General features: G+C 51.0%; 20 protein-coding genes and 2 pseudogenes. 4 read left to right on the forward strand and 18 right to left on the reverse strand.

Annotation, left to right across the window (positions count from 1 at the left end):
• Nucleotides 1-38 precede the first annotated feature (38 nt).
• Together ACOQPM_RS20340 and ACOQPM_RS20345 are read left to right on the forward strand one after the other, a co-directional pair.
• Nucleotides 39-983 carry an RluA family pseudouridine synthase gene (locus ACOQPM_RS20340; RefSeq protein ID WP_420632091.1) on the forward strand — a complete coding sequence of 315 codons (945 nt, stop codon included), beginning with the start codon at nt 39-41 and terminating at the stop codon, nt 981-983.
• Entirely contained in the window at nt 973-1,599 is a 627-nt protein-coding gene (locus ACOQPM_RS20345; RefSeq protein WP_420632092.1) for a hypothetical protein, read from the forward strand. Before ACOQPM_RS20340 ends, ACOQPM_RS20345 begins: the two co-directional genes overlap by 11 nt.
• Here the strand turns inward: ACOQPM_RS20345 and ACOQPM_RS20350 are convergent.
• The gene (locus ACOQPM_RS20350; protein WP_420632093.1) at nt 1,596-3,677 is read right to left on the reverse strand and encodes a molybdopterin-containing oxidoreductase family protein; all 2,082 of its coding nucleotides are present in this window, start codon (nt 3,675-3,677) and stop codon (nt 1,596-1,598) included. The genes ACOQPM_RS20345 and ACOQPM_RS20350 overlap by 4 nt on opposite strands.
• Nucleotides 3,678-3,806: 129 nt before the next feature.
• On the opposite strand from ACOQPM_RS20350, the gene ACOQPM_RS20355 reads away from it, so the two are divergent.
• Complete coding sequence (locus tag ACOQPM_RS20355; protein WP_420632094.1) at nt 3,807-3,950, forward strand: hypothetical protein; 144 nt, start codon at nt 3,807-3,809, stop codon at nt 3,948-3,950.
• A 232-nt stretch (nt 3,951-4,182) separates the two neighbouring features.
• Complete coding sequence (locus tag ACOQPM_RS20360) at nt 4,183-5,247, forward strand: Fic family protein (protein WP_420632095.1); 1,065 nt, start codon at nt 4,183-4,185, stop codon at nt 5,245-5,247.
• A gap of 28 nt (nt 5,248-5,275) precedes the next feature.
• On the opposite strand, the gene ACOQPM_RS20365 is transcribed toward ACOQPM_RS20360, so the two are convergent.
• From ACOQPM_RS20365 to dnaG, 17 genes and pseudogenes are all read right to left on the reverse strand, one after another.
• On the reverse strand, nt 5,276-6,097 hold the full coding sequence (locus tag ACOQPM_RS20365) for a metallophosphoesterase family protein (protein WP_420632096.1): 822 nt from the start codon (nt 6,095-6,097) through the stop codon (nt 5,276-5,278).
• Nucleotides 6,098-6,194: 97 nt separating this feature from the next.
• On the reverse strand, nt 6,195-7,700 hold the full coding sequence (locus tag ACOQPM_RS20370; RefSeq protein WP_420632097.1) for a complex I subunit 4 family protein: 1,506 nt from the start codon (nt 7,698-7,700) through the stop codon (nt 6,195-6,197).
• A 90-nt stretch (nt 7,701-7,790) separates the two neighbouring features.
• On the reverse strand, nt 7,791-10,019 hold the full coding sequence (gene nuoL / locus ACOQPM_RS20375; RefSeq protein ID WP_420632098.1) for an NADH-quinone oxidoreductase subunit L: 2,229 nt from the start codon (nt 10,017-10,019) through the stop codon (nt 7,791-7,793).
• A gap of 90 nt (nt 10,020-10,109) precedes the next feature.
• The gene (gene nuoK, locus ACOQPM_RS20380; RefSeq protein ID WP_420632099.1) at nt 10,110-10,421 is read right to left on the reverse strand and encodes an NADH-quinone oxidoreductase subunit NuoK; all 312 of its coding nucleotides are present in this window, start codon (nt 10,419-10,421) and stop codon (nt 10,110-10,112) included.
• 3 nt (nt 10,422-10,424) lie between these two features.
• Nucleotides 10,425-10,949: an NADH-quinone oxidoreductase subunit J gene (locus ACOQPM_RS20385; RefSeq protein WP_420632100.1), complete on the reverse strand. Its 525-nt coding sequence runs from the start codon at nt 10,947-10,949 to the stop codon at nt 10,425-10,427.
• A gap of 31 nt (nt 10,950-10,980) precedes the next feature.
• Nucleotides 10,981-11,481: an NADH-quinone oxidoreductase subunit NuoI gene (gene nuoI, locus ACOQPM_RS20390; RefSeq protein ID WP_420632101.1), complete on the reverse strand. Its 501-nt coding sequence runs from the start codon at nt 11,479-11,481 to the stop codon at nt 10,981-10,983.
• A gap of 19 nt (nt 11,482-11,500) precedes the next feature.
• Nucleotides 11,501-12,601, reverse strand: a complete 1,101-nt coding sequence (gene nuoH, locus ACOQPM_RS20395) for an NADH-quinone oxidoreductase subunit NuoH (RefSeq protein WP_420632102.1) — start codon at nt 12,599-12,601, stop codon at nt 11,501-11,503.
• Nucleotides 12,602-12,619: 18 nt separating this feature from the next.
• Nucleotides 12,620-15,169 carry an NADH-quinone oxidoreductase subunit NuoG gene (gene nuoG, locus ACOQPM_RS20400; RefSeq protein ID WP_420632103.1) on the reverse strand — a complete coding sequence of 850 codons (2,550 nt, stop codon included), beginning with the start codon at nt 15,167-15,169 and terminating at the stop codon, nt 12,620-12,622.
• A gap of 30 nt (nt 15,170-15,199) precedes the next feature.
• Nucleotides 15,200-16,483 (reverse strand): NADH-quinone oxidoreductase subunit NuoF, encoded by a 1,284-nt coding sequence (gene nuoF, locus ACOQPM_RS20405; RefSeq protein ID WP_420632104.1) that lies wholly within the window; start codon nt 16,481-16,483, stop codon nt 15,200-15,202.
• Between the two features lie 31 nt (nt 16,484-16,514).
• Nucleotides 16,515-17,045, reverse strand: a complete 531-nt coding sequence (gene nuoE / locus ACOQPM_RS20410) for an NADH-quinone oxidoreductase subunit NuoE (protein ID WP_420632105.1) — start codon at nt 17,043-17,045, stop codon at nt 16,515-16,517.
• A gap of 19 nt (nt 17,046-17,064) precedes the next feature.
• Nucleotides 17,065-18,246 (reverse strand): NADH dehydrogenase (quinone) subunit D, encoded by a 1,182-nt coding sequence (gene nuoD / locus ACOQPM_RS20415; RefSeq protein ID WP_420632436.1) that lies wholly within the window; start codon nt 18,244-18,246, stop codon nt 17,065-17,067.
• A gap of 106 nt (nt 18,247-18,352) precedes the next feature.
• A complete protein-coding gene (locus ACOQPM_RS20420; protein ID WP_420632106.1) occupies nt 18,353-18,874 on the reverse strand; it encodes an NADH-quinone oxidoreductase subunit C in 522 nt (173 codons plus the stop codon).
• 94 nt (nt 18,875-18,968) lie between these two features.
• Nucleotides 18,969-19,451, reverse strand: a complete 483-nt coding sequence (locus ACOQPM_RS20425) for an NADH-quinone oxidoreductase subunit B (protein ID WP_420632107.1) — start codon at nt 19,449-19,451, stop codon at nt 18,969-18,971.
• Complete coding sequence (locus ACOQPM_RS20430; RefSeq protein ID WP_420632108.1) at nt 19,442-19,819, reverse strand: NADH-quinone oxidoreductase subunit A; 378 nt, start codon at nt 19,817-19,819, stop codon at nt 19,442-19,444. Before ACOQPM_RS20430 ends, ACOQPM_RS20425 begins: the two co-directional genes overlap by 10 nt.
• Nucleotides 19,820-20,081: 262 nt before the next feature.
• Nucleotides 20,082-20,891: pseudogene (gene rpoD, locus ACOQPM_RS20435) on the reverse strand (RNA polymerase sigma factor RpoD); the annotation flags it as partial.
• 489 nt (nt 20,892-21,380) lie between these two features.
• A pseudogene (locus ACOQPM_RS20440) lies at nt 21,381-21,770 on the reverse strand (sigma-70 factor domain-containing protein); the annotation flags it as partial.
• Nucleotides 21,771-21,859: 89 nt separating this feature from the next.
• Complete coding sequence (dnaG, locus tag ACOQPM_RS20445; protein WP_420632109.1) at nt 21,860-23,857, reverse strand: DNA primase; 1,998 nt, start codon at nt 23,855-23,857, stop codon at nt 21,860-21,862.
• Nucleotides 23,858-23,867: the final 10 nt, after the last annotated feature.

A 23,867-nucleotide genomic window follows, 5' to 3' on the forward strand; every position in this document is an offset into this window, starting at 1 on the left:
CCTACGCCCGATGAGCTATGTCGGGCGTTTTGTTTTTTATGATTGTTTCGTCAAAGGTTACGGCCGTATTCCACCGAAAACCCTTGCTAGATTACCTAGCAGGTCGCTTCACATACCAAACGCTGGAGACGTGGCAGGCACGAATTGAAGCTGGGAATGTAACCTGCAACGGCCGTATCGCCACCCCACAGCAAATTGTACGCCAGGGGGACGTGGTCGCTTGCAATTTACCCGATCCGCCCATGCCAGACGTTAACCTGGATTACCACATTGTGCATGAAGACGATTGGCTATTGGCTGTCAACAAACCGGGGAATTTGAAGGTTCATGGACACGGCCGTTTCATCAAAGCCAATCTCATTTACCACCTACGCCACAATCACACACCGCCCTACCCGAAAGCCACGCTCATCAATCGGCTGGATCGGGACACTTCTGGCATTGTGCTGCTGGCGCGGGACGCTGACACGCTGCGCGCCGTGCAAACCCAGTTTGCCGAGCACACCGTGCAAAAAACGTACCTGGCCGTCGTTCAGGGCATTCCAGCCTGGCAATCGCGCACAATCAACCTACCAATTGGTCGCTTGCCCAGTGCCGAGGGGGTTTACCGCTTTGGGATTACAGAAGAAGGTAGAGTGGCGCAAACAACGGTGGAATTGGTACGGCCGTTTCCCCCAAATCACGCCCTCGTCCGCCTAACACCCAAAACAGGGCGCACCCACCAACTGCGCGTGCATCTGGCCACGTTGGGGCATCCCATCGTCGGCGACCGCCTGTACACAATGAACGACGCGGATTATTTGGCCTGGTGTGAAGACAAAAGTAGCGACGGCACCCCTCTGCCTCGCCACGCTTTGCACTGCGCTCAGACGACGATTTGGCATCCGCACTGGGAACGGCCGTTCACCTTCAGCGCCCCCCTCGCCCCAGACATCCATACCTTTTTGCACGCTTTAGACCCCAGCTTTGCCGATGTCCTCTGAATTTGCCCCCGTTTACTGGCTTGGCGGCTCCCCCTGTGCCGGCAAAAGCAGCATCGCCCAGCAACTGGCAACGCAATTTGGCCTGCACCTCTACCATTGCGACACGGCATTTGAGCAACATCTTAAGCGAGTTACGGCCGAATCTACGCCAACCATCCATCATCTGCATCATCTTTCATGCGATGAGCTGTGGCTGCGCCCCATAGCTGAGCAGCTACGCACCGAAATTGCTTATCATGAAGAGCAGTTTCAACTGTTTTTGTCCGATTTGCGCCAGCTACCAGCCAAGCCCAAAATTTTGGTTGAAGGGGCTGCGTTGATGCCAACCGCCGTATTCCCCCACTTGAGCCGTCCCAACCGGGCAGTCTGGCTGGTGCCAACCGCCAACTTTCAGCGACATCATTATGCCCAACGCCCCTGGATTCATAATGTGCTGCAAGATTGCAGTCAGCCAGCCCAAGCGTTTGAAAATTGGATGCAGCGGGATATTGCCTATGCGAAGTGGGTGCGGCAAGAAACGGCCGTTCGCAACCTTAATTGCCTTGTTGTGGATGGCTCGCACTCAATCGAAGAAAATTGCCAGCGCGTTGCTCGCTTGCTCCAGCTTATCAGCTAATCCAGGCGGCGCAGCCAAACGCGGCTGCTGTGGAAGGTGGATTGTCCGGCCATGTCGCCTAGCGCGTCGGAGGTGAGCCAGTTGATGTTACGGCCGTTTCCCCACTTGCTCCACCTGCCCTTGGACGAAGCCACCACGCCGCGCCGCACTCTGTCTGTCACTTTGGCCTGTAAATCACACCAGCCGCGGCTGTTTTCCAAGCGCACCAAATCACCGGTCTGAATGTTTTGCCTGGCGGCATCATCCGGGTGGATTTCGACAAACGGCTTCCCCTCTCGTGCTAGCAAATCCGGCTGGTTAGCAAAGGTACTGGTGGTGAAGTGGTGCGATGCTGGCGAAATGAGGGTGAGGGCTTGGTCGGATGGGAAACGGCCGTTCAACTTCGTCCCATCCCGCCCACCAGAATCCGCTACCTCACGCCAGTGCGGCAGCGGATCAAGTCCCATGTCGGCCATCGTTTGCGAGTACAGTTCCACTTTGCCGCTGGGGGTGGGGAAACGGCCGTCGGCAAATGGTACGTCTGGTTCAATGGTGAGAGGCATCGTGCCTGCTTGCTTGAGTTTTTCTAGCGTAATACCAGCCAAAACAGGATTGTTAGCGGCCGTTGTCGAAAGCACCTCCGCCAACACCTCATCGGCAGACTGGTGCAGCCACGGCTCATCAAAGCCCATTTCTTGCGCCAAAGCGCACATCACATCCCAATTGCTCTTGCTCTCGCCCAGCGGCGGAATGGCGGGTTGATTGTACGTCAGGTAGGTGTGGCCGTACCCTTTGTGTAGATCAACATGCTCCAATTGGCTCGTGGCTGGCAAAACGATGTCGGCTAAATCGGCCGTATCGGTCATAAACAGTTCATGTACCACTGTAAACAAATCTTCTCGCTGCATCCCCGCGGCGACGCGCCCGGCGTTGGGCGCAATGGCCGCCGGATTGGAACCATACACAAACAGCGATTGAATGGGCGGGTCGCTCACCTCACCCAGCAGCGCGGCCCCCAACCGATTCATGTTTACGCTGCGTCCCGGCGGCGGGCATTCAGAACCTTTGCCAACCGCTTCGCTATCCCACTGCAAATAGCCGCTGGTGCTGTAGGCCAAGCCGCCTCCGCGACGGCCGTATTGCCCCATAATCGCTGGCAAAGCACAAATGGCCCGAACCGTTTGCCCCCCGTTGAAATTGCGCTGCAAGCCATCGGCAATCTTGATGAGTGCAGGTGTGGCTTCTGCATACAGCCTGGCCAGGCGCGTAATCTCCTCAACAGGCAAACCAGTGATGGCCGCGACACGCACCGAAGGATACTCTTCCAATCGCGCCTTGAACGCAGACCAGCCAACGCTATTTGCCGCCAGCCACGCCTCATCCTGCAAACCAAGCTGCACCAGATGGTTGGCAATGCCCAAGGCCAACGCCCCATCGCTGCCCGGTTTGGGCGCAATATACCAATTCGCCAGCTTGGCGGTGCGCGTTCGGCGCGGGTCTATGACGATGACCTGCGTGCCATTTTTACGCGCCCGCAGTAAATGCGGCATAAAGTGTGGGGCGGTGCTCACCGGATTATGCCCCCAAATGATGACCAGCTTGCTGTGCTGCACGTCTTCGTACTTCTGGCTGCGGCGGCTGCCCAGCGTGGCTTCCACGGCAAATTCAGCCGCTGCGCCGCAAATGGTGCGTTCTAGCTGGCTAGCCCCAAGTCGATTCCAGAAACGGCCGTTCACTACCCCCATTTGCAGCAAGCCCAGCGTCCCGCTGTAGCTGTACGGCAAAATTGCCTCCGCACCGTGCTCACTGATGATGTCTCGCCAGCGGTTGCCAATGTCACTAATCGCCGCCTCCCAACTGATGCGTTCCCACTGGCCGCTGCCCTTTGGCCCCACGCGCCGCAGCGGGTGCGTGAGGCGGTCTGGATGATAAACGTGGTCTAGATACGGCCGTACCTTCGCACACAACCAGCCCTGGGTGATGGGATGGTCTGGGTCGCCGTAGAATTTGATGGGACGGCCGTTTTCTACCTCCGTCACAAAACCACAGGTATCTGGACAATCATGCGGGCACGCCCCCCTTATAGATTGGACTATCATTGTTAGCCTCTGAAATAATCTCTTGAAACTAAATGTAAAAGATAAAGAACTCTGAAAATTCTCGTTTGTCTCTCAATGTAACCCCACTTACAATAACTGTCCATAATTCACTTCACAGGAATATTGCCAATGGATACTAAAACTCCGGAAAACTTAGTGTTTAATCAAGATGAAATTCAAAAATTGAACGAAAAAATATATACCCTTCCCTCCATTTACGCATTGGGCTTCAATACTTATTCAAAGAAAGAAGTGGAAAAAAAGGGTAAATGAACTCAATAACAAAAGAGACAAATTAAACCCTACTCAAGTCGAAGAAGCCCTCAAAAGGACAATTCGTGCGGCGGCTATTGATACAGGGGCTATCGAAGGACTTTATGAAGTTGATCGTGGTTTCACGATTACTGTTGCACTGCAAGCTGCAACTTGGCAAATTGAGGCTGACAACAGAAATAAAAATATTAGAAGGTTTTTCAAAGCACAATCTCAAGCCTACGAATTAGTATTGGATGCTGTCACAGATAAAACACCTGTCAGTGAAGCATGGATTAGAGTGCTTCATGAGAATCTGTGTGAGCCGCAAGAAACCTATCAAGTCATTACGCCGGTTGGTAAACAAGAGCAGCCTTTCCCAAAAGGCGAGTATAAGAAATATCCTAATCACGTAGTACGGCAAGACGGTTCAATTTTCGCTTATGCTCCAGTTGATAAAACTGCCGATGAAATGAAAAGATTGGTCGACGAATTACGCACAGAAGAGTTCATTAACTCTCATCCTGTTTTGCAGGCTGCTTATGCACATTACGCCTTTGTGCGAATACACCCCTTCGCCGATGGAAATGGTAGAGTCGCCAGAGCGTTTGCTTCACTTTATCTATTTCAAGGTGCTAGGATTCCCCTAGTGATATTTGCTGACCAACGAGAAGAATATTTTCGAGCATTAGATCAGGCAGATGGAGGAGGATATAAAGTCTTTGTAGAGTTTATTTCATCATGTGCAATTGAAACAATCAAGATTCAAATCGAGTTTTTAAAATCAACATCAAACCCACCCTTAGACGAAACAGTGCAGAAGTTAACTAAACTTTTTGTTACTGACACAGGTTTTCGTTATCACGAGCTTGATGACAAAGCCTATCAAATAACTAATTTAGCTGAAAATGAATTAAAAAGACAAATAGCAGCGCTTGATCTCCCTAATGAAATATCTATCCAAGTATCTCAATCACTCGCAAAGTACGATAACCACGGTGCTTATCGTCCACCTATCAAGAATCAGGGAAGAAACCTAAGTATAGCCGCAACCTCTCAACCTCCAGCAAACGCAAAAATTAATGTCACTTTTCAGGTCTATATATCAAAAGGTGATGTAAATGCTGGAGAATTATTGCTGAGGGCTATCAAACTTGAAGACCAAAACCTAAATGCTCACTCCAAGAATGTCGAATCAAACTTGAAACAGGCTATAGAAATTCAATTGACACTTTGGGCACAAGGAGTTATTGCAAACGTCCTAAAAAGATTAGAAGAAAAAGCTAGTGAATCACTCAACCAATCTGGATATATATAATTTATATCCTAATGCTAAAAGTATCCTCTCACTTTATAGAATTTGGTCGGGGGAATGTATGTTGATGAACGATTGTCTGGTCAGGCAAAAGATGGATGAAATTGAAACCGGGTAGGTAGTCACGATCTTCGCGAACGGCCGTATCATTGGGCCAGGCAGCAAATTGAGAGAATAAGCTGGGAACGGCCGTATACAAAATGCCATCTCGCACTGTCTGCATAGATTGGTGAACGTGTCCATAAAACACCCCGCGCAGCCGCTCTTTGGCCGGAAGCAACGCCTGGTGCAACTGCTCCCCATTGATCACCAACATGTACGCATCCATCCAGATTGAGTTCAGCGGCAGTACTGGGAAATGAAGAAAAACGGCCAACGGTGGCCCATCGGGAGTGGCTTCTGCCCGGACTATTTCCATCTGCGCCTCAGACAGCACCCCATGCGGATCAATTTCATCCGGGCCGCGCGCGTCCAGCACCAAAAAGCGGTATCCCTTCACATCAAATGTGTACGCCAATGTATCTAAATTGACAGAAAAATCTTGGCGCGACCCCAGTTTAAGGTACTGTTGAATGAGCCGTGCGCGATCATGATTGCCTGTGGCAAAATAAACAGGCATCTTCAATTGCCCAAAAATCTTAGCTGCCCGCTCATACGAACCCACATCCGGGTCAGTGACCACATCCCCCGTGTGAATCACAAAATCAGGCGTTGTCGGCAAGTTGTTTATAATTTCCACGGCGCGCTCGGCACACGGTTGTGAACGATACCCATGACGACTGTAAACGGCCGTAGGCCCGATGTGCGAGTCACTTATATGAACAAAATAAACAACCTCTGTTGGTTTTTGCATACAGTCCCAAAGAAGAAAAAGCGACGCTGAGTGCACCTATCGTACACAGCAGCGCCGCCTGCGTCAATGCTGAAATATTGACTGTTTCCCTAAAAGATCATTGACCAGCCACCAAAACCGAGCCAAGATCAGCCACCAACTGTGAAACAGTCCCATCCATGAGGTCAAAGAAGCCAGAAGGCGCAACACCAATCCAAATGATGAACAGCAAGAAGGAAAGCATAATGGCCAGCTCGCCACCATTCAAATCGCGCAGCTTTTCATTCTCAGGATTGTCTAGCGGCCCCATAAAGACCCGTTGGAACATCCACAGCAGGTAAACGGCCGCTAAAATCACACCCGTGGTTGCAAACGCAGTGAAAATCCACGCATGTGCACCCAAAGCATAATCCTGTGTCGCACCCATCGAACCCAGCAAAATAGTGAACTCGCCCACAAAGCCATTCAAACCGGGCAAGCCCATGCTGGAAAGCGTGACAATGAGCGTCAAGGCACTGAATACCGGCATTACCTTCCAAACGCCACCATATTCTTTAATTTCGCGCGTGTGGCGCTGCTCATATAGCACACCCACAATAAAGAACAACGCGCCAGAGCTGATGCCGTGATTCACACCCTGCAAAATTGCGCCCTGAATACCCTGATCGTTCAGCGAGAAGATACCCAGCATCACAAAACCCAAGTGGCTGATACTGGAATACGCTACCAGCTTCTTTACATCTTTCTGGGCAAAGGAAACAATTGCCCCATAAATGATGCCAATGATGGCCAACACCGCAATTGCCGGGGCAAATTTGCTGGCTGCATCCGGGAACAATGGCAGGTTAAAGCGAATAAAGCCATACGTCCCCATCTTTAGCAACACGCCTGCCAAAATCACAGAACCGGCCGTGGGAGCCTCGGTGTGCGCGTCTGGCAACCAGGAGTGGAAGGGGAAAATCGGTACTTTAATGGCAAAAGCAATGGCAAAACCAATAAACAGCCAATTTTGCGCTTCGGCAAACATAGAACGCCCAGCAATCAAATCTGGTAGTGAGAAAGTGTCGTTGGTGATGCCCATGTACAAAATGCCCAGCAGCATCAGCAAAGAGCCAGCCATCGTGTAGAGAAAGAACTTGATGGCTGCATACACACGGTTCTTGCCGCCCCAAATGCCAATGAGGAAGTACATCGGCACCAGCGTAAATTCCCAGAAGATGTAGAACAGGAACAAATCCTGCGCCAAGAATACGCCAATCATGCCCACTTCCAGCAGAAGCATGAAGATATAATATTGCCGGATTTGGGTGGTGATGGCGTTCCAGGAGGAAGGAATTGCCAGCATCATGATGAAGGTGGTGAGCAGCACCATCAAAATGCTGATCCCATCAATCCCCATGTGGTACTCAATACCCCACGGCTCAATCCAATCAAAGCGATCCACCCATTGCAGGCCAGCAACCCCCGTTTCAAACTGCCCTAGTACAACCAGCGACAAGGCAAAAGTGGCAATTGAGGTGCCAATTGCCACCCATTTCATGGCGTTGTCAGACGCTTTACGCATGATCAGCAAGATAACAACGCCGATCAGCGGGAAAAATGTTAGAAGTGATAAAATGCCCATTCTTTCTCCAAACCAAATCTGCGGAGTTCGCATCCTCAGATGCGAACGTTAGGCATCTAAGGATGCCCACTCCTCGCAGTTTTTAAATAATTAGCCAGCAAAAACCGGCCACAAGAAGTAAGCCAAAAGCGCAACCGTACCGAGCAAAATGCCTAAAGCGTAGGTACGGGCATATCCAGTTTGCGACATCCGCAAGCCGCCAGCCAGCCAGCGAGCCGCCTGCCCCGCGCCGTTCACCAAGCCATCAACACCTTGTTTGTCTAGCACGTCAGAGGCAAAGTTGGCAAAGACTACAAAGGTATCGCGGATGATGCGTTCATGCACAAAGTTGTGCCATAAATCCCAATCAATGGTGAAGCCCAAAAAGCTAGCCAGACGGTTGAACAGCGGGATGATGCCTTTCATGTAAAGTGTGTCAAAGGGCAGCACGGCCATCCACCAGATGGGTGTGCCTTGCAGCGGATCCCGCTCATCGGCGGATTGCCAACGATTTCGATAAACCAAATAAATTGCCGCCGCCAAAGCCAGCACTGCCAAAATGGTAGAGATGATTGCCACATCAAACTGCACCCAGGTGGGCGTATGGGGCAAATGGATAATGCCTTCCTCTGAAAGATGGAACGATTCAATGGAATGCTCTAACCAATGCTCCAATGCTAAATTGATGCCGTAATCATGTGCTTCTGAGGCTGCTTTGTAAGCGGGTTCGCTAAAGTAAGGCAAGTTGAGTAAGCCACCCAATACAGCTAAGGCAGCTAGAATCATTAACGGCCGTGTCATAATTGGCGGGCTTTCATGGGCATGTTCGGCCGCTTCGTGACGCGGTTTGCCAAAAAAGGTCATCTTGAGCTGCCGCCCCATGTAAAACGCCGTGCAAAATGCCGCAATCGTTAGCAGCCAGTACACAATGGTAAAGATTGTGCCGTCGTTGGTGCTGGCATGAGCCAAAATCTCATCTTTAGACCAGAAGCCAGCCAACGGCACAATGCCTGCCAGAGCCAAAGAGCCAATCATGTAAACCGCAAACGTTGTGGGCATCTTATGCCGCAGACCGCCCATCGTCCGCATGTCTTGCGGATCGAAGGTGTCGTGCTCGTCATGGTGGCCATGCGAAATGTGGTGATGCCCATGCTCCATGCCGTGAATGACGGAGCCAGAACCGAGAAACAGCAATGCCTTAAAAAAGGCGTGGGTAATCAGGTGGAACATGCCCGCCACATAGGCTCCCATGCCAACAGCCGCAATCATAAACCCTAGCTGGCTCACCGTGGAGTAGGCCAACACTTTTTTGATATCGAACTGCGTAAAGGCAATCAACCCGGCAAAAAGTGCCGTCGCTGCCCCGATCAGTGCCACTAAATCGGGGGATGAGATGCCCAAGAAGCTAATAACTGCGCCACTTTCGCGCACAATCTCAAACAGCACGTTGCTGCGTACAATCAGGTAAATGCCAGAAGTCACCATCGTGGCGGCATGAATAAGTGCAGAAACAGGCGTGGGGCCAGCCATAGCATCTGGTAGCCAGACATACAGCGGAATCTGCGCCGATTTACCAGCGGCGCCTGCCAAAAACAGGGCGGTGATGGCCGTCAGTACGCCACCTAGCGACGCTTCAAACAGGCCAAAGTGAACCATGTGGCCGCTCTCAAACATCTCTACCGCGCTGTCAAAAACGGGCTGGAACTCTAACGATTTGAACGTCCAGAAGGTGAGGCTCATCGCCAAAATCATGGCCAGGTCACCCACGCGGTTGGCCACAAACGCTTTGCGGGCAGCGTCGGCATTCATCGCTTCGCCCTGCTCATTTACCCGGTCAAACCAGAAGCCAATCAGCAGGAAGGAACATAAACCGACGCCTTCCCAACCCACAAATAACATCAGGTAGTTGTTGCCCGTCACCAGGATGAGCATGAAAAAGAAGAACAGGTTCAGGTAGGTAAAGAAGCGAGAGAAGTGAGGGTCGCCGTGCATGTAGCCGATAGCGTAAATGTGAATGAGAGACCCAACCCCCGTCACCACCAGCATCATCGTCACGGAGAGGGTGTCAATTTGTATCGCCCACGGCACATAGAAATCGCCTACGTTGATCCAATCAAACAGTAAAACAATTTCCGCGTGAAATTCGTGTGCGCGTAAGCCAAAAAACAGAGTGACAGCGATGGCAAACGCCGCCAAGGCCATGAGGCTGGCAAACCAGCCAGACCATTTTTCACCCGTTTGCCTGTTGTACGCCACAAAGCGTCGCCCAACCAAACCGTTGAACAAAACGCCAATAAGCGGAAAAATCAAGATTAGGGGAGCTAAACCAAAAATTCCCATAAATTATGCAATTACCTAATTACCTAATTACTAAATTACAATTAGCTATAATTGAGTAACTGAGTAATTGAGTAATTTCCTCCTCTTCAATCAACCCTTCATTAAGTTGATTTCATCAATGTTGATGCTCTTCTTGCTGCGGAAAATGGTGACGATGAGTGCCAGACCGACAGCAACTTCGGCCGCCGCCACGGTGATAACAAAAAAGACCAAAACCTGCCCGTCCAGGTCGCCGAGGTGGCGCGCGAAGGCGACAAAAGCCAAATTTGCTGCGTTGAGCATCATTTCAATTGACATAAACACGATAATGGCGTTGCGGCGCGTTAGCACACCGAGCGCACCGAGCGAAAATAGAATGGCACTCAGAGCAATGTACCAGTTGATGGTGAGTTCCAGTTCCATAATTTATGCCTCTTTCTTCTTTCTGCGGGTGAAGACGGCCACGCCAATGATGGCAGCCAAGAGCAAAACACCGGTTACCTCAAAGGGGAGTACGTAAGCCTCAAATAGCCTGAGACCTAAAGCAGAGGGGCTGGCATCTATTACGGCCGTTTCACCCCCACTCCCAACGCCACTCTGCGCCAGCGCAAAACCAAAACCCGCCACCAGCAACCCTACTAGCACAAACGCCACCGCCCGATGATACCGTTCGCTACCTTCAACCCCGGCAATGCCCTGCAACTGTTCCGCGCCCAAAAGCATGATCACGAAGAGGAACAGCACCATGATGGCTCCGGCATACACCGTAATTTGCACCATCGCAATAAAGGGGGCATTCAAAACCACATACAGCACGGCAATTGCCGTAAAATTAAGTACCAGCCAGAGCGCACTATGCACCGCATTTTTGCTAAGCAGCATCATAATGGCTGAGGTAATAGAAACCAGCGCCATCAAGATAAACACAATAAAAACTGATCCACTTCCCATTTCTAGTCGCCTTTCCTTAACCCAGCTTTGTTTAATCCGGGTCTTCCATATCGGGGATGGATTTATCGAATGTGCCTGGCTCTACGGTTTGCGGAGTGGAACGGCCGTTCACAGGCACATCCACAATCAGCATATCCTTCGTATAAATGGCACTCGCCCGATCGTAAAAGCTCAATTCATATTCGTTTTCCAGCACAATTGCCTGTGTGGGGCAAGCATCTTCACAGTAGCCACAAAAAATGCAGCGCAGCATGTTGATCTCATACGTACTGGCATACCGCTCACCTGGTGAAAAACGTTCCTCATCGGTATTTTCAGACGCTTCTACAAAAATGGCATCTGCCGGGCAAGCGGCCGCACACAAAGAGCAACCAATACACCGTTCCAGGCCATTGTCATACCGCTTCAGCTCATGCCGCCCCTTAAAACGACGACGCACTGGGCGCTTAATGTCGGGGTATTGAACCGTAACCGGATCCTGAAACATATGCTTCAGCGTGGTTGCCATCCCCTTGAGTAATTCACCAATCATAGAAATCTCCGAAAAACCGCTAACCTAAACCAATCAGTCGCAGCAGCGAATCAAACACGCCCTCTTCTCGCAAAACAATAAATACCGCCACAATAATGAAATTGAATACAGAAATGGGCAGTAGCCGCTTCCAGCCAAGCCCCATCAACTGGTCGTAACGAAAACGGGGGAATGAGGCGCGAATCCAAATCATCAAGAAGAGGAAGAATACAATCTTCAAAATCATGTAGAGGAAGCCCAGGCCAGGCAGGGCATCTACAAAGGGACCCCGATAACCACCAAAGAAGAGAACCACAATGATGGCACTAAAAATAATCATCTTCATGTACTCAGCCATGAAAAACATGCCAAAGCGCATCCCGCTGTACTCAACCGAATACCCAGCAGAAAGCTCCTGCTCCGCCTCCAGCAAGTCAAAAGGCGCACGTTGTAGTTCCGCCATCATGCCAATGAAAAAGACAATGGCAGCAATCGGCTGCCGAAATGCAAACCAACCATCTGCCTGGGCAGCGACAATGTCACCCAAATTCATAGAGTCGGCCAGCATGATGGGGATGAGAATAGTTAACCCTAACGCCAATTCGTAGCTAATCATCTGGGCAGAGGCGCGAATGCCGCCCAACACGGCATATTTACTGTTGGATGCCCAACCTGCTAACACAACCCCGTAAACGCTAATTGAGGTGATGGCCAACAAAAAGAGTGCAGCGACGTTCAAACCAGGGGCAATGGCAAAGTATGGGGTGAATTCAGCCCCAAAAATATTAATCTCACCTGCCCAGGGAATCACCGCCAGCAAAATGATCGCGGGCATCACGGTTAGCATCGGGGCCAGCGTGTATGTGATGCGATCTACTTTGGCTGGTGTCATGTCTTCCTTGAAGAACAACTTCACGGCATCGGCAGCGGGCTGAAAAAAACCAGCCAGCAATTTACGCTCTGCTCCACCGCCCCGGCGCGGCAGCGGGATGTACCCTGCCCGATTCGGGCCAACCCGTGCCTGCAAGCGAGCCAACAACTTTCGTTCCAGTAGCGTGGTGTAGGCAAAACCGGTAATGACGGCAAATGAAATGATGAATCCTACAATTAAGGCACGTAGCGCAATTTGTCCTGGTGTCATACGTTTCCTCTTGTTACGTTAGTTCGCGGTTTGACGCAGTTTCAGCTCGAAAAATCCCGCCTGGTAAGGCACACCGCGTAGCAAAGCAACACCTTCTGGCGCATCTTCATTCACACGCAGCTGCGCTTGCAGTGGCTTGTTATGAAGATCAAGCTCAATGCTGGCTCCATTGTTTAGCTGCAACCCGGCGGCATCATTGGGGTGCAGAATAAGCGTTGGTTGCGCCATCCGCTCTGCCAAAAGCTCTGTGTGATTGATAAGTGTGCCCGGGGTGAAGAGTGCGGCCGTTCTCACCACAGCCATCCCATCCGGCAGATCATCACTCACATCCGCCACTTCAAAATGATCCACGTCGCCAGCTTCCGCCTCGACTGCCCACTGCATCCCCAAACCAACCCGGTTTTCGTAGGCGTTGCCGCCGTAATACAGGTCATCGCCACCCACGTCTGGCCACTGCTTTTCTACTTTGGCCAGAGCGCGATAGTCCATCGCTTTGTATTGCGGCACAGCCTTGGCCAAATCGCGGAAAACAAGGCTGGCAGCAAAAGCTGGCTTCTCCAGGCCAACACGTTCGCCAATTTGGGCCAAAATTTGCCAGTCGGGGCGGGCTTCGCCGATGGGCTGGATGGCGGGGTAGTACCGCTGCACCCGGCGTTCGCCGCTGGTGAAGGTGCCTTCGCGCTCCGCCCAGCTTTGGGCTGGCAAAACGACGTCAGCATGTACGGCCGTCTCCGTCAAAAACAGCTCTTGCACCACCAAAAAGTCCAGCTTGCCCCGGTCAGTCATCAGCCCATCACCGATGGGGTCGGCTGCTAGCACAAACAGTGCGTTCAATTCACCACTTTGGGCAGCGGCATAAATTTCACTCGCGCTCATGCCTGGCTCAGCAGCCGCCTTGTAACCTGGCTCCAGCGCGGGATGAATGCCCATGTCCCAAGCACCCTGCGTATTGTTGTGCGGCCACACCGGAATCAGGCCGTTATTCGGCCGTCCGGCGTGGGCTTCTTCATTTTTAATCAGAAGCAGATTGGCTAACAGTTTGGCCACTGCCTCTGTTTCTTCGTACTTCAGCCCTTCTGCGCCATAAAAAGCCACCACATTGTTAGCCTGCATAATCGCATCAGCAGCCGCCTTGATCGGGCTGTTATCGGCATCGGCAACGGCCACTTTGGCATCATTCACCAGTTGGCGCAGGGTGGCAACTGCCTGCCCTGGCCGGTAATGAATGAGATGACGGGCATTTTGATCCAGGCGCGTCGGACGCAGGTTCAACAGAACCAATGCCGCCCCGCGCTCGATTGCCTGCTTCACACGCAGCCACCAGACTGGCACCTCTTCGTGCAGGTCACTGGCAACCACCACAATAGCATCTCCCTGCCCCAAATTAAGCAGGTTGCTGCCCTGGCTAATGCCCACCTTGGCCACGACATCGCCCCCAGCCAAACGACGGTTAGCTAAGTCAATACTACTACTGCCCAGACCTTTACGGATGAGCTTTTGGAAGAGGAACATATCTTCGTTGCTGACGCGGTCGCCACTAACGCCAGCAACGGCCGTGCCATACTGCTGCAACTTCCCGGCCACCGCATCCAGCGCCTCGTTCCATTCAACCTCAACCAGCTCACCATTTTTACGCATCAGAGGCTTCGTCAACCGGTCCGGCGCATCGGCAAAATGGTGGATAAATCGATCTCTATCCGAAATCCAAATCTCATTCACCTGCTCATTCTGCCGCGGCATGATGCGTTTAATCACGGAACGGCCGCCCGACTTCGCCTCACGCCGCGTGCTAAAGGTCATGTTCGCACCGGAGGGTGAGTGCGGCGATAAGGTCGCCACTGGCGTTAACTCCCACGGACGCGCCCCAAACCGGAAATCGGCCGTTGTCAGCGCACCTACTGGGCAAATATCGGTGGTATTGCCGCTCCAGTAAGAGTCAAAACCGGGGTCAGACATCGTCACAATTTCCAGGCTGCGTCCCCGGTTGTGAAAGTGAATCACCGGATCGTCCACAATTTCATCCTGAAAGCGCACGCAACGGCCGCATTGAATGCACCGTTCCCGATCCAGGTAAATCAGTTCACCCAGCGGCACATGCTTTTCCAACTTCAGCTTCAGACTGTAGTCCATCCGGCTGGTGCCTTTCCCGTGCTCCATCGTTAGATTTTGCAGTGGGCATTCGCCCCCTTTGTCACAGACAGGGCAGTCCAGCGGGTGGCTGGTGAGCAAAAACTCAATGACGTCTTCACGCGCTTCGGTCACGGGGTCGGTGGTTGTGCGAACCACCATGCCTTCACTTACCGCCACCGTGCAGGCCGTTTGCAGCCCACGGAAGTTTAGCTTGGGAGTGCCATCTTCTTCTAGAGCCAGTTCACCCGTAGCGCGGTCGCGCACTGGCAAGCCGATTTCCACCAGGCACATGCGGCACATGCCCACCGGCTCCATTTTAGGGTGGTAGCAAAACACCGGAATGGGATTTTCAATCATTTTGGCAGCGTCAACGACTAGCGTTCCCTTCGGCACGCTCAGTTCCACGCCATCAATCGTCAAGGTAACCTGATCGCTCATACAGTTCCTCTTCCAGAGGGTTTTGTAAATTTAGTCGGTGGGAGTGGGAACGGCCGTTTCCTGCCGCCCTGCCTTCACCTTAGCTTCATACTCGTTGGCAAAATGCTTATAAGTACCTAACACCGGGCTCGTCGCAAAATCACCCAGCGCACACAACGTCCTGCCGCCAATCTTGCTGGCAACGCTCCGCAGCACATCCAAATCCTTTTGCGTGCCTTCACCCTTGTTGATCCGCGTCAGCAGCTTATCCATCCAGAAAGTCCCTTCACGACAAGGCGTACACTTTCCGCAAGATTCATGCTTAAAAAAGTGAGACAGCTTCATCGCCACCCACACCATATCCACCGTTTCATCCATCACCACCACAGAGCCAGAGCCCATATCAGAACCAAACGGCTTCAAACCTTCATAGGTGATCGGCGCATCCAGCGCATCTACCACCACCACCGGGCCAGACCCACCAATGGGCAGCAATGCCTTAAACTGCTTATCATTCAAAATGCCGCCACCAAACTCCTCACCATAGATCAGTTCACGGTAAGGCATCCCCATATCCACTTCATACGTGCCTGGGTTTTTGATGTGGCCGCTCAAACACATAATTTTGGGACCAGGACTTTGCTCCGTACCCATCGAGCGGTACCAATCAGCCCCATTCAGCAAAATTGACGGTACATTAGCCATCGTCTCGGTGTTATTCACCACCGTTGGCTTCTGGTAAACCCCCTCAACGGCTGGGAAAGGCGGGCGCGACCACGGCTGCCCCAACTCCCCCATCAAAGAGTTCAACAGCGCCGTCTCCTCGCCACAAATGTAAGCCCCTGCCCCAAAATAGTTAATCATCTCGCAGCTAAACTCCGAGCCAAAAATATTATCGCCCAAAATGCCGGCTTCGTAACAATCCCGAACGGCTTCCTCGATGCGGTGACCAATCCCCATAAACTCGCCGCGCATGTAGTTAAACACGGTCTGCGCCCCAACGGCATAAGCGGCAATCATGGCTCCTTCAATAATCTGGTGCGGATTATGCTCCAGCAAAGCCCGATCCTTAAACGTCCCCATCTCAGACTCGTCGGAATTCACCGCAATATATTTTTCGCCCGGTGCTTTGGGAATAAAGCTCCACTTCAAACCGGTAGGAAAACCCGCGCCCCCGCGCCCTCGCAAACCAGAAGCCTTGACAATATCAATTACTTCATCCGGCTTGTATTCTTTCAATACTTTTTGCAAGGCCTCATAGCCGCCATTTGCTTGATAGACGTCCAGCTTATGAATATTCTCAATATCTCGATGACGCAGTAAAACGTGAGCCATTACTTAACCCCATTCACTCAAAACGTGCGAATTACTTCGCAAACGCAGAAATTTGCTCAACAATTGACGGTTCCGGATTTTCAGCCGCTGCCTCAGCCCGCAAGCGAGAAATCAACTGGTCGAACTTTTCTTCATCCAGATTTTCCTCAAATTTCAAATTGCATTGCAGCATCGGTGCGCGATCACAGGCTGCCAAACACATGACCGTTTTCAGCGTAAACAAACCATCATTCGTCGTACCCTCAACCGGAATATCCAGCTTGCGAGAGGCCATCTCCACAAATTCATCCGCGCCGCGCAAGGCACAAGCTAAATCATTGCAAACTTCCAACACAAACTTACCAACTGGTTCCTCATAGTAAAGTGTGTAAAAACCAGCTAAAGACAAAACGTGTGTCGGGTCTAAATCCAGGATACCTGCCACCTCGTGCATCGCTTCACGGCTGGTAAAGCCATATGCTTCTTGCGCCAGATGCATGAGTGGTAAAACGGCCGATTTCTTATGCGGAAACCGTGCTAAAATCCCTTCAACCTCTTCAGGATACTTTTCTTGAAGCAACATACCTATCTACCCACCGGGTTTACCGGTCAATTTCACCTAAAACAATATCAATCGAGCCAATAATCGAAACCAAATCCGCCACAAACAATCCCTTAGACATAATTGGCAGCGAAGCCACATGCACATACGATGGCGTACGGAAATGTACCCGTGCCGGTTTCGGCCCACCATCACCACGCAAGTAACAGGCAAACTCACCACGCGGTGATTCGATGCTTTGGTACACATACCCCTCTGGAGCGCTAAAACCTTCCGTCCACAGCTTGAAGTGATGAATCACGGCTTCCATACTGTGTCCCAGCTCAGACCGAGGCGGCGGTACGATTTTACGGTCATCAATATTCACTGGCCCTGGAGATAAGCGATCCATTGCCTGCTGGATAATCCGCAGGCTCTCCCACAGTTCCTTCATGCGACAGCGATAGCGCGCATACACGTCCCCATCCGTCTCCACGGGCACATCAAACTCATATGTTTCGTACCCTGAATACGGCTGTGCTTTGCGAATGTCCCAATTTACGCCAGAGCCACGCAGGCTGGGGCCAGTCATCCCCCAATCCATTGCTTGTTCGGCTGTAACCACGCCAATCCCTTTAGTGCGGTCCAAAAAGATAGGATTGTTCTTGAGAAGCGCTTCATAGTCAGCTATTTTGGCCGGAAAAAAGTCTAGGAACTGACGCACAGCCGGTTCGAACTCTTCTGGCACATCTCGCCACAAACCACCAGGGCGGAAATAGCTCACCATCATCCGCTGGCCAGCCACCATCTCAAACAAATCCAGGATGTATTCACGTTCCCGGAAGCAATAGAGGAACACTGACATGGCCGCTAAATCCAGTGCATGCGTGCCCAGCCAAACCAAATGGCTAGAAATCCGCGCCAATTCGGTCAAAATAATGCGGATTGTTTGGGCACGAAAGGTTGCTTCAACACCCAACAGTTTTTCTACCGCCAGGATGTAGCCTAAATTGTTGGACATGGGCGAGAGGTAATCCATGCGGTCTGTCATCACCAGCGCCTTGGTGAAGGTTTTGGATTCCATGCTCTTTTCTACGCCCGTATGTAAAAAGCCAATGTCTGGAGCCAGATTGACGATATTTTCACCGTCCAGCTCGACCAACAGGCGGAGAACGCCGTGCGTACTGGGATGCTGCGGCCCCATGCTGAGGAGCATATGTTCTTCAGCATTTTCAATTTCCATGCCGGTGCCAACTTTGGCCCGAAGTTCTTCTACAGTTAACTCTTGGATGGTGTCACTACCAGAGAGAATGGTCATAATCAGCCTCTTTATTGCCCAGCTTTACGTTTTATTCTTTGGCGTATGGCTTCTTAGTGTTAATTTCCTCCCAGTTAAAGGAGAACTGAACTTCTTCGTATCCCAATGGATAATCCTTGCGTAGTGGGTGACCTTGCCAATCTTCTGGCAAGAATAGGCGGCGCAGACTCCCATTGTCCTTAAAACGAATGCCCATCAAATCGTACACTTCCATTTCCAACCAGGTGGCAATAGACCAAATGGAGCCAACCGTTTCCGGGCCATCTTCCGGGTCTTCTACCCAAGTACGCAACCGCAAACGGTGGTTGTTATCGTATGAGTAGAGATGGTAATTGACAGCAAACCGGGGGAAATCGGGCAAAAAATCGTCTGCACAAATATCTGAAAGGAATTTGTAACTTAGATCAGGGTCTTTCTTCAGCAATTGACAAACAGCCTTAATCTGGTCTTTGCGGATGTACAGTGTTTGTTCACCCCGAAAATCGTTACTATCTTCAATGGCATCTGGGAAAGCAGCTTCAATCTTCCCAATAACTTGTTGATCGACATTCATACTTGTTCATCTCCAGAGCAAATCTCTGATTTGTAACTATTGGGTGTCATACCCTCGAAAGCGTGAGTGACAAACGTTAATAGTCACTCTGATTTTAAGCGTGGTCGGTGAGTTTTTCGCCACGTACTTTTTCGTGCAGGGTCATAAATCCGTCAATCAAGGCTTCTGGACGAGGCGGGCAGCCTGCCACATATACATCAACCGGCACAATTTCATCAACGCCTTGCACAATGGCGTAGTTGTTAAAGATTCCGCCACAAGATGCACAATCACCCATGGCAATGACCCATTTAGGTTCGGGCATTTGGTCGTACAGGCGGCGTACCACAGGGGCCATCTTGCGCGACACGCGACCAGCGACAATCATCAGGTCTGATTGGCGGGGAGAGGGACGGTTAAGTTCCATCCCAAAGCGGGAAGCATCATAGTGGGACGCTTGGGAGGACATCATTTCTATGGCGCAACAGGCCAAGCCAAAAAGCATGGGCCACATGGCATTGGTGCGCCCCCAATTAACTAAATCTTCTAAACGAAGGGTGATAACACCCATGTCTCCTAATTTTTGTTCTATTCCCATTCCAATATTCCTTTCTTCCACACCCAAACATCGCCGAGGATGAAGAGCACCATGAAGATGCCCATCACGGCCAGACCGTAAAGACCTAGTTTGCGGAAGGTGACGGCCCAGGGAACCAGAAGAATAATGTCAACATCAAATAGAATGAACAGTACCGCAATGCGATAAAATTTAACGGGCAGCCTCCGCTGTGCCTCGCCAATGGCCACGATGCCAGATTCGTAAGGAATCATTTTGCTGCGGGCATTTTCTTTTGGTTTGGGGCCTAAATTCAAGGACAGAACCGGGAGCAGAACCGCAAAAAAGAGGGCAATACCGATGAGGACAGCGATGGGCAGGTATTCAACTAATACAGGATTATTTTCCATAAGGTAAGCTACTCATGCCTGGGTGATTATTATCACAATTTAGAAAATTTTTGGCTGAAAATGTTTGTAGCGATATGTTTTTTCTTCCCGGATGATCTTCTGTGCATTCTATCACAAGCAATTTTGGGGAGCAACAAAGGCAAGGTGGAAAAAAGGGGAAATTAGCGCCTTTTTGTATCGGCGATTGTGTGCCAAGTGGAATGAAAAACCCAACGGCCGTTTCCAACCATTGGGCTCTATTTTTGGGGAAATTACGGCGAGATTAGCTTAAATAATCCCGCAACGCTTTGCTGCGGCTAGGATGGCGCAATTTGCGTAGCGCTTTGGCTTCGATTTGGCGAATGCGCTCGCGGGTCACACCAAAACTGCGGCCTACCTCTTCCAGTGTGTGGTCTTTGCCATCATTCAGACCAAAGCGCATCTCTAGCACTTCACGCTCACGCTCACTTAGGAAGCCAAGCACGTTGCGAATTTGCTCACGCAATAGCTCTTTGGAAGCTGCATCTACCGGTTCCTGAGCACTTTCGTCAGGGATAAAATCGCCATATTCGGTAGAATCCTCATTGCCCACAGGCGATTCTAGCGACATCGGATCCATTGAAATGCGCTTGATGTCCCGAATTTTGGAGACTGCTTGCTTCCATTTGCGGTTGAGTACCGGATCGACAGGTTGCTCATCCTTGAGGGCTTGTTTAATCGCTTCCGATTCATCTGGCGTTAGATAATCGAGTTCCAATGCCAATTCCTCGTCACTTGGCTCGTGGCCTAGTTGTTGCACCAAATCTCGCTGGAGCTTGACGATTTTGTTGATGGTTTCAAACATGTGTACAGGGATGCGAATGGTGCGTGCCTGGTCGGCAATGGCGCGACTAACGGCCTGGCGAATCCACCAGGTAGCGTAGGTGCTAAATTTGTATCCTTTAGTGTGATCAAACTTCTCCACAGCCCGCAGCAAGCCGACATTGCCTTCTTGAACCAGATCAAGCAGATGGATGCCGCGCCCCATGTACCGTTTGGCGACTGAAACAACCAGACGCAAATTGGCTCCGGTGAGGTTCACTTTGGCTTCTTCGGCCAGTTCGTAAATCATGAATTCGTTGTATTTGAGACCAACCATATCTTCAGACAGCCATTCACGGAAGGTATCTGAGGAGGAGAATCCATTATTAGCTTTGTATTCGTTGGCAACGCGGCGGGAAATATCTAGTGGCAATAGGTAAACGGCCGTAAACATATGAAAGCAGGATTGTGCCAAATCTGTCCAGGTATCATCCTGACCCCAATTACCGTTGTTTAAATATTGACGCAAATAAGAGCTCTCTTGAGTCCGCCAACCTCGGCGCAAATTACGTGCTTCTTCTATAAAAGCAAGCACATCAATGCCATCTACCTCCAACACCTGACGCGCTTCTTCGACCACTTGCCAATTTTCTAGCAAGTTAGCGTAGTTTGCGTTCATTGCTAGGAAATCAACTTCCTCTTCGGAATCGGCCCCGTCCTGGTTCACATCATTGTTGAGTCGGTCTAGCACAGATGCGGCCGTTAGCTGGGTAGAGAGCCAAATTTCCTGATCGGCCGTAAGCAATGGCACTTGCCCAATCTCTTTGAGATAAGTGTGTACCGGATCGTCCTCCACGGTGCCAGTTAGATAAGACGTGGTTTCTTCTTTATTGTTTTCTTCGTCAGGATCGCTAAGCAAGCGAGAGGTTTCGCTAAAATCATCCAGCGTCTCCCCATTATCAGAGACGATGCGAATATTGAGTTTTTGCAGGCGTGCATATAAACGTTCGGCCTGCTCTTCATCAGCTGACGCGAGCAGCGCCTGCACATCGGATTCGTTGATTTCACGAGAGCGGCGAGCTTGCTTCACCAACGCTTCGATGTCAATAACTTCTTCGTTCTCATCTTCAACGTTTTCTTCGAAATTATTGTCTAATTGAGATAAATCCATTGCTTTATATTCCTAACCTAATGGTTATCGGATTATGGTAGTTCTTTATGAAATGAATCGGCCACTACAAACAGATATTCTTAGCAGCTTCAAAAACGGCCGTTCAAAGCATCTTCTGCCCTGCGACGACTGGTGGCAGACATGGAATCTCTGGCTTTATTAAGCTGTAAGACAGCCACGGGCAATTCGCGGAGCTGTTGCTGGTAAATAGCCAAAGCTTCTGTGTCGCCCTCATTTTGTGCCTCATAAAGCAGATGTTTGACTTCACTCAATAACTGTCGCACCTGGGCCAGACGCCAGTCTAGCACTGACAAAACAAGCGTATCGGAAATTCGCTCAAGCTCAGTTTCAGGTGATTGGGGTAATGTTAGCAAGAACTTCAACCGATTTTGGAGCGTCTGCTCTAGACTATCCCACAATTCATCAATCGTGACAACCGGGGAAGCAGCAATTAAATGGTACATTTGTCGTATGATAGCGCGGTCTTCTGCCAGCAGAAAATCTTCATCCGTAACCTGAGTTTGGTCACATTCTTGCAGCTTCTGGTTAACGCGTAGAATAACGTTGGGCAATCGAATCATTTGGTGCAAAAAGTCTGCCTGACGCATGTCTGTAGCAATGGATCCAACGCCGCCCCGCCCCTTTTTGGGCACAGTTGCCCAACCAGCGTGTTCTTTTTTACTGGGCTGAGGCGTTTTTTTGGGGGTAACGGCCGTTTCTTCTCGCCTCAGAGTTCGCTTAGGTCTTTCTGGCAAGCGAATTTGCCGCAAGGCACGTTCGTCAATTCGCAGCGTCCGCGCCAACTGCTGCCAATAATGGTCACGCTCAATCGGGTCTTGAATATCTTTGATGAGTGGGAGGACTTGTTGGGCAACGGCCGTTTTCGCCTTGGCATCATTCATATCCAACCCAGCCGTCGCCACAGAAATCACGTAGGCCACCACGGGCTTCGCTTGAGCCACCAGTTTGGGCCATTCTTCCGGGTTTTCCTGGATGATATTGTCTGGGTCCTTACCCTCTGGCAAGGTGATAACGCGAATGTCCGCCTGGAGACGGCCTTCGTGATGAACGAGACCACGGGCATCAAACTTCACTTCCACTTCGCGGTCGAGCGTTTCACGGGCTACCTGCAAGCTCCGTAGCGTGGCTTGGGCGCCTGCGGCGTCGGCATCCAGCGCCAGCACAAACTGTTTGGTATACCGCTTAAGCAAGCGTAGCTGCCGCTCTGTTAACGCCGTGCCCATCTGAGCCACCACGTTGCGAAACCCGGCTTGCCAAGCCTGCATCACGTCCATGTACCCTTCCACAATTACCGCCTGCCGCGCCTCACGGATGCCGCGTTTAGAGCTATCCAGCCCGTAAAGCAGATGGCTTTTGTCAAAAAGGGCGGTTTGGGGCGAATTCAGGTATTTGGGGATGCCGTCTTTTTCTAATGTGCGTGCGCCGAATCCGACGATACGGCCGTCTACATCCCGAATCGGTATCATCAAACGGTTACGAAAGCGGTCGTACTTGGTGCCTTTGTCTGGATTTTCCGTCAGCAGCCCAGCCGCTAACAACTCCTGGTCGCTGTACCCCTGCATGTTGAAGTGCGAGCGGCACGCATCCCAGGAATCTAAGGCAAAACCCAAGGCAAATTGGGCAATCGTTTCCTCATGCAAACTGCGTCGAGCCACATATTGTCTGGCTCCTTCCGCCTGGGGCGCGTGCAAAAATAGCTGGTGGAAGTAATCAGCGGCGGCTTGCAGCAACCCAGCCTGCTTGTTTTGCGCCTTTTGTTTTTCCTTGTCAACGGGCTTCCGCTCTTCCAGCGTCACGCCAGCCCGCTGCGCCATATTTTTGAGCGCTTCCTTGAACTCCCAGCCCTCTTTTTTCATGACAAAGGAGAACAGATCACCACCTTCGGCGCAGGCACCAAAGCAACGCCACGTTTGGGTTTCTGGGAAGACAAAAAAGGCGGGTGTGCGGGTGTTTTGGTGGAAGGGGCAAAAGCCAGCGTAATTCCGCCCTGAACGGCGCAATGAAACGCTTTCAGAGACAATATCTACTAAATCAAGCCGACTTTTAATTTCTTCAGTAACGGTCATATGGTCAAGG

The organism is Candidatus Leptofilum sp. (genome assembly GCF_965223525.1).
Classification (GTDB): Bacteria; Chloroflexota; Anaerolineae; order Promineifilales; family Promineifilaceae; genus Leptofilum.

What these genes read in the sequence shown, in the direction of transcription:
- nuoF (WP_420632104.1), bottom strand. Translation starts at nt 16,483, where the DNA reads ATGGCTCACGTTTTACTGCGTCATCGAGATATTGAGAATATTCATAAG.
- ACOQPM_RS20345 (WP_420632092.1), top strand. Translation starts at nt 973, where the DNA reads ATGTCCTCTGAATTTGCCCCCGTTTACTGGCTTGGCGGCTCCCCCTGT.
- ACOQPM_RS20420 (WP_420632106.1), bottom strand. Translation starts at nt 18,874, where the DNA reads ATGAATGTCGATCAACAAGTTATTGGGAAGATTGAAGCTGCTTTCCCA.
- nuoG (WP_420632103.1), bottom strand. Translation starts at nt 15,169, where the DNA reads ATGAGCGATCAGGTTACCTTGACGATTGATGGCGTGGAACTGAGCGTG.
- ACOQPM_RS20425 (WP_420632107.1), bottom strand. Translation starts at nt 19,451, where the DNA reads ATGGGAATAGAACAAAAATTAGGAGACATGGGTGTTATCACCCTTCGT.
- ACOQPM_RS20430 (WP_420632108.1), bottom strand. Translation starts at nt 19,819, where the DNA reads ATGGAAAATAATCCTGTATTAGTTGAATACCTGCCCATCGCTGTCCTC.
- nuoE (WP_420632105.1), bottom strand. Translation starts at nt 17,045, where the DNA reads ATGTTGCTTCAAGAAAAGTATCCTGAAGAGGTTGAAGGGATTTTAGCA.
- nuoL (WP_420632098.1), bottom strand. Translation starts at nt 10,019, where the DNA reads ATGGGAATTTTTGGTTTAGCTCCCCTAATCTTGATTTTTCCGCTTATT.
- ACOQPM_RS20370 (WP_420632097.1), bottom strand. Translation starts at nt 7,700, where the DNA reads ATGGGCATTTTATCACTTCTAACATTTTTCCCGCTGATCGGCGTTGTT.
- nuoK (WP_420632099.1), bottom strand. Translation starts at nt 10,421, where the DNA reads ATGGAACTGGAACTCACCATCAACTGGTACATTGCTCTGAGTGCCATT.
- nuoD (WP_420632436.1), bottom strand. Translation starts at nt 18,246, where the DNA reads ATGGAAATTGAAAATGCTGAAGAACATATGCTCCTCAGCATGGGGCCG.
- ACOQPM_RS20365 (WP_420632096.1), bottom strand. Translation starts at nt 6,097, where the DNA reads ATGCAAAAACCAACAGAGGTTGTTTATTTTGTTCATATAAGTGACTCG.
- ACOQPM_RS20350 (WP_420632093.1), bottom strand. Translation starts at nt 3,677, where the DNA reads ATGATAGTCCAATCTATAAGGGGGGCGTGCCCGCATGATTGTCCAGAT.
- ACOQPM_RS20340 (WP_420632091.1), top strand. Translation starts at nt 39, where the DNA reads ATGATTGTTTCGTCAAAGGTTACGGCCGTATTCCACCGAAAACCCTTG.
- dnaG (WP_420632109.1), bottom strand. Translation starts at nt 23,857, where the DNA reads ATGACCGTTACTGAAGAAATTAAAAGTCGGCTTGATTTAGTAGATATT.
- ACOQPM_RS20355 (WP_420632094.1), top strand. Translation starts at nt 3,807, where the DNA reads ATGGATACTAAAACTCCGGAAAACTTAGTGTTTAATCAAGATGAAATT.
- nuoI (WP_420632101.1), bottom strand. Translation starts at nt 11,481, where the DNA reads ATGATTGGTGAATTACTCAAGGGGATGGCAACCACGCTGAAGCATATG.
- nuoH (WP_420632102.1), bottom strand. Translation starts at nt 12,601, where the DNA reads ATGACACCAGGACAAATTGCGCTACGTGCCTTAATTGTAGGATTCATC.
- ACOQPM_RS20385 (WP_420632100.1), bottom strand. Translation starts at nt 10,949, where the DNA reads ATGGGAAGTGGATCAGTTTTTATTGTGTTTATCTTGATGGCGCTGGTT.